Annotated in this window: 3 protein-coding genes and 1 pseudogene; all 4 read left to right on the top strand. The window is 71.0% G+C overall.

Annotated elements, in window-relative coordinates; translation table 11 throughout:
- Positions 1-176 (top strand): annotated as a pseudogene (locus G6027_RS18875) (dTMP kinase); the annotation flags it as partial.
- Between the two features lie 153 nt (positions 177-329).
- Positions 330-1,019 (top strand): MtrAB system response regulator MtrA, encoded by a 690-nt coding sequence (mtrA, locus tag G6027_RS12275; RefSeq protein WP_179526178.1) that lies wholly within the window; start codon positions 330-332, stop codon positions 1,017-1,019.
- Positions 1,016-2,743: an MtrAB system histidine kinase MtrB gene (gene mtrB, locus G6027_RS12270; protein WP_182637428.1), complete on the top strand. Its 1,728-nt coding sequence runs from the start codon at positions 1,016-1,018 to the stop codon at positions 2,741-2,743. Before mtrA ends, mtrB begins: the two co-directional genes overlap by 4 nt.
- Positions 2,740-3,676: GerMN domain-containing protein (locus G6027_RS12265; RefSeq protein ID WP_182637427.1), on the top strand; the 937-nt coding region annotated here is incomplete at its 3' end. The genes mtrB and G6027_RS12265, both read left to right, overlap by 4 nt.

Below are 3,676 nucleotides of genomic sequence, written 5' to 3'. Positions count from 1 at the left end.
CGGGTCGGACCCGGGACCGCTACGAGAGGGACGCGGCCCTCCAGGTCGCGACGGGGGAGACCTACCGTCGGCTCGCCGCCTCCGCGTGGCGCTCGCCCTGGCGGGTGCTGGGCGTCGACCCCGACGTGCGGCAGCTGGCGGACCTCGTGGTCGGCTCCCGAGTGACCGACGCCTGAGTTGTCGGCGCCCGGGTTGTGGGCTTCGTGGCCCGCGGCCCCCGGGTCCTCGACCACCGATTTCTCGTCCACCTGGCCGAGCCGTGGGTCCGGCTCGTCGGTGCGGCCGGGTAAGGTCTCCATGGACACATGCCGACACTCACGCCGACACAAGTGGTGACAATGACCCCGAAGATCCTCGTCGTCGACGACGACGCCGCACTGGCAGAGATGCTCACCATCGTCCTGCGGGGCGAGGGGTTCGAGACCGAGGTCGTGGGCGACGGCGTCCAGGCCATCGAGACCTTCCGGGCGGTCCAGCCCGATCTGGTCCTGCTCGACCTCATGCTCCCGGGCCGGAGCGGGATCGACGTGTGCCGGGACATCCGCGGTGAGTCCAGGGTGCCGATCGTCATGCTCACGGCCAAGACGGACACCGTGGACGTGGTCCTGGGGTTGGAGTCCGGAGCCGACGACTACATCATGAAGCCGTTCAAGCCCAAGGAGCTCGTGGCCCGTATCCGGGCGCGGCTGCGTCGGGGTGAGGACGAGCCGAGCGAACTCCTGCACATCGGGGACGTGACCATCGACGTGCCCGCCCACACCGTGACGCGTGAGGGCACGCCGATCCCGCTCACGCCGTTGGAGTTCGACCTGCTCGTGGAGCTCGCCCGCAAGCCCCGCCAGGTCTTCACCCGCGAGGTCCTCCTCGAACACGTCTGGGGCTACCGTCACTCGGCCGACACCCGGCTGGTCAACGTCCACGTCCAGCGCCTGCGCGCGAAGATCGAGAAGGACCCGGAGAACCCCGAGGTCGTCCTCACCGTGCGCGGCGTCGGGTACAAGGCCGGTCCGGTCTCGTGACCGCACGTCGCCCGGACGACGCGGCGGCGTCCTCCGGCGACGAGCGCGACACCCGGGACGTGGCCGACTCGTCGTCGACCCTCGTGGAGCGGATCCGGGACCTCGACCTCACCGTCCTGGGGATGCGGTTCGCGCGCATGTGGCGGCGGTCCCTCCAGCTCCGGGTGGTCACCTCCACCCTGGCACTGTCCATGGGCGTGATCCTCACGATCGCGTTCATGCTGCAGAGCCAGATGGCCGCACAGTTGCTCTCGACCAAACTGGACGCCGCGGTCGAGCAGGCGGGCAGGCTCCGGGTCACCGTCGAGGCGCAGATCGCCGCGACCGACGAGGGCACAAGTGAGCAGTCCCGTCTCGACCAGGCGCGCAGCGCACTGGGGGAGCGGGGCATCGCCTCCGACGGGGAGTCGGTGCACGCGGGCACCTTCGACCCGATCCTCGTGGTGCCCGACCAGACGGGCCGCGGCCAGGTCGTCAGCCCGGCGGACTCGCAGGTGCCCCCGGAGCTGCAGTCGCTGGTCCAGCGGGGCCGGGTCGCCTACCAGTACGTCACCGTCGACTTCCGGGGCGAGCCCGCCAAGGCGCTGATCATCGGCACACCGACTGACTCCTCGATCCCCGGGCTCGAGCTCTACCTGGTCTATCCGCTCATCGCGGAGGAACAGACTCTCGGGATCATGCGCGGGATCGTCGCGACCGCCGGCCTGGCGATCATCGTGCTCAGCGCGGCCATCGCGTGGATGGTCGCACGACAGGTCGTGCTGCCGGTCCGCCAGGCGGCGTCGATCGCGCAGCGGTTCGCCAACGGCCACCTCAAGGAACGGATGGTGATCCGGGGAGAGGACGACGTCGCCCGACTGGCGATGGCGTTCAACGACATGGCGCAGAGCCTGTCCGACCAGATCACGCAGCTCGAGGAGTTCGGCGACCTCCAGAAGCGCTTCACCTCGGACGTCTCCCACGAGCTGCGTACGCCGCTGACCACGGTCCGGATGGCGGCGGACATCATCTCCGACTCCGCCGGAGACCTCGATCCCCCGACCAAGCGAGCCGTGGAGCTGTTGGAGTCCGAGCTCGACCGGTTCGAGAGCCTGCTCACCGACCTCCTGGAGGTCTCCCGCCACGACGCCGGTATGGCGGAGCTGTCGGTGACCGCGTTGGACGTGCGGGGTGCGGTCGAGGACGCGGTGTCCACCGTGTCGCACATCGCGGAGTCCGCGGGCGTCCAGGTCGAGCTGGACATGCCGGCCGAGCCGGTGGTGGCCGAGGTGGACTCCCGACGTGTGGAGCGCATCCTGCGCAATCTGGTGGCCAACGCGCTCGACCATTCGGAGTCCAAGCCCGTGCGGGTGACCCTCCGAGGGTCCGAGGCAGCCCTCGCGGTCTCGGTGCGCGATCACGGCGTGGGGCTCAAACCCGGCGAGGAATCGCTGGTGTTCAACCGCTTCTGGCGGGCGGATCCCTCCCGGGTCCGTCGGTCGGGCGGGACAGGGCTCGGTCTGGCGATCGCGCTCGAGGACGCCAAGCTGCACGGCGGCCGGCTGGACTGCTGGGGGAGCCCCGGGGAGGGGTCGTGCTTCCGCCTGACCATCCCCCGGCGCCACGGGGGCACCCTCACCTCGAGCCCGCTGCCGTTGACTCCGGAGGACGAGGCGCGGTTGGTGCGCACAGGTTCGCCGACACCGCTGGACCGCGTCCCCGGGACCGAGGAGGCCCGCTCGTGAACCGCGTGCGGGCACTGGTCGCGACGGTGGCGATCGTCTGCGTGGCCGCGCTCGGTGCGACCGGATGCGCGACGCTCCCCTCGTCGTCGTCCCCCCAGGTCATCGACACCTTCGCCCCGTCCGGGGCCGGACTGGCCGCTCCCACCCCGGTGCCCGACCAGGAGCCGGACCTCCTCGTCCGGGACTTCCTCAAGGCGGCCGCGATCGCGGACCAGCGCCACGCGGCGGCCCGGCAGTTCCTCACAACGGAGGCGGCGGAGGAATGGGACGACTCCGCGGAGACGACGATCGTCCTCCGGGCGGACCTCAGCGCGGAGGGCGGCCGGGGTGCGGACCGGGCGGAGTACACGCTGCGCGCCGAGAAGGTCGGTTCGCTCGACCCCGGTGGGATCTTCAGGGAGGACCTCGGCCAGCTCGAGGTGAGGATAGGGCTCGCCCGGCAGGACGGGCAGTGGCGGATCGACGAGCTGCCCCCGGGTGTCGTGATCGAACGGACCGAGTTCGTCTCCACCTACGCCCAACGTGACCTGTTCTTCCTGTCCGGTTCCGGGGACTCCCTGGTCCCCGATTCGCGGTGGACGGCCGCGAACCGCACCGACCTGGGTTTCTCGCTTGTCAACCTGCTCGCCACCGGGCCCCGCCCCGGGCTCGAGTCCGCCGTGTTGTCCCGGGTCCCCACCTCGATGTCGGTCCGTCCCGAGGAGACCGCCGAGGGGGAGGAGGTGAGCGGCACCTCCATTGACTTCACCGGCCTGCCGGTGCTGAGCAGCCAGGCCACCATGCAGTTCGCCGCCCAGGTCGTGTGGACCCTGGCCCGCGCGGACGTGCCCGGTCCGTACCGGCTCGAACGGGACGGTGCGCCCCTCGACGAACGCTTCGTCGACGGGTGGACCACGGAGGACGTCCGGACGTTCGACCCGTACCCGCCGGTGG

The organism is Dietzia sp. SLG310A2-38A2 (assembly GCF_014145095.1).
GTDB lineage: Bacteria > Actinomycetota > Actinomycetes > Mycobacteriales > Mycobacteriaceae > Dietzia.
This window is presented reverse-complemented; position numbering and strand designations above follow the sequence as displayed.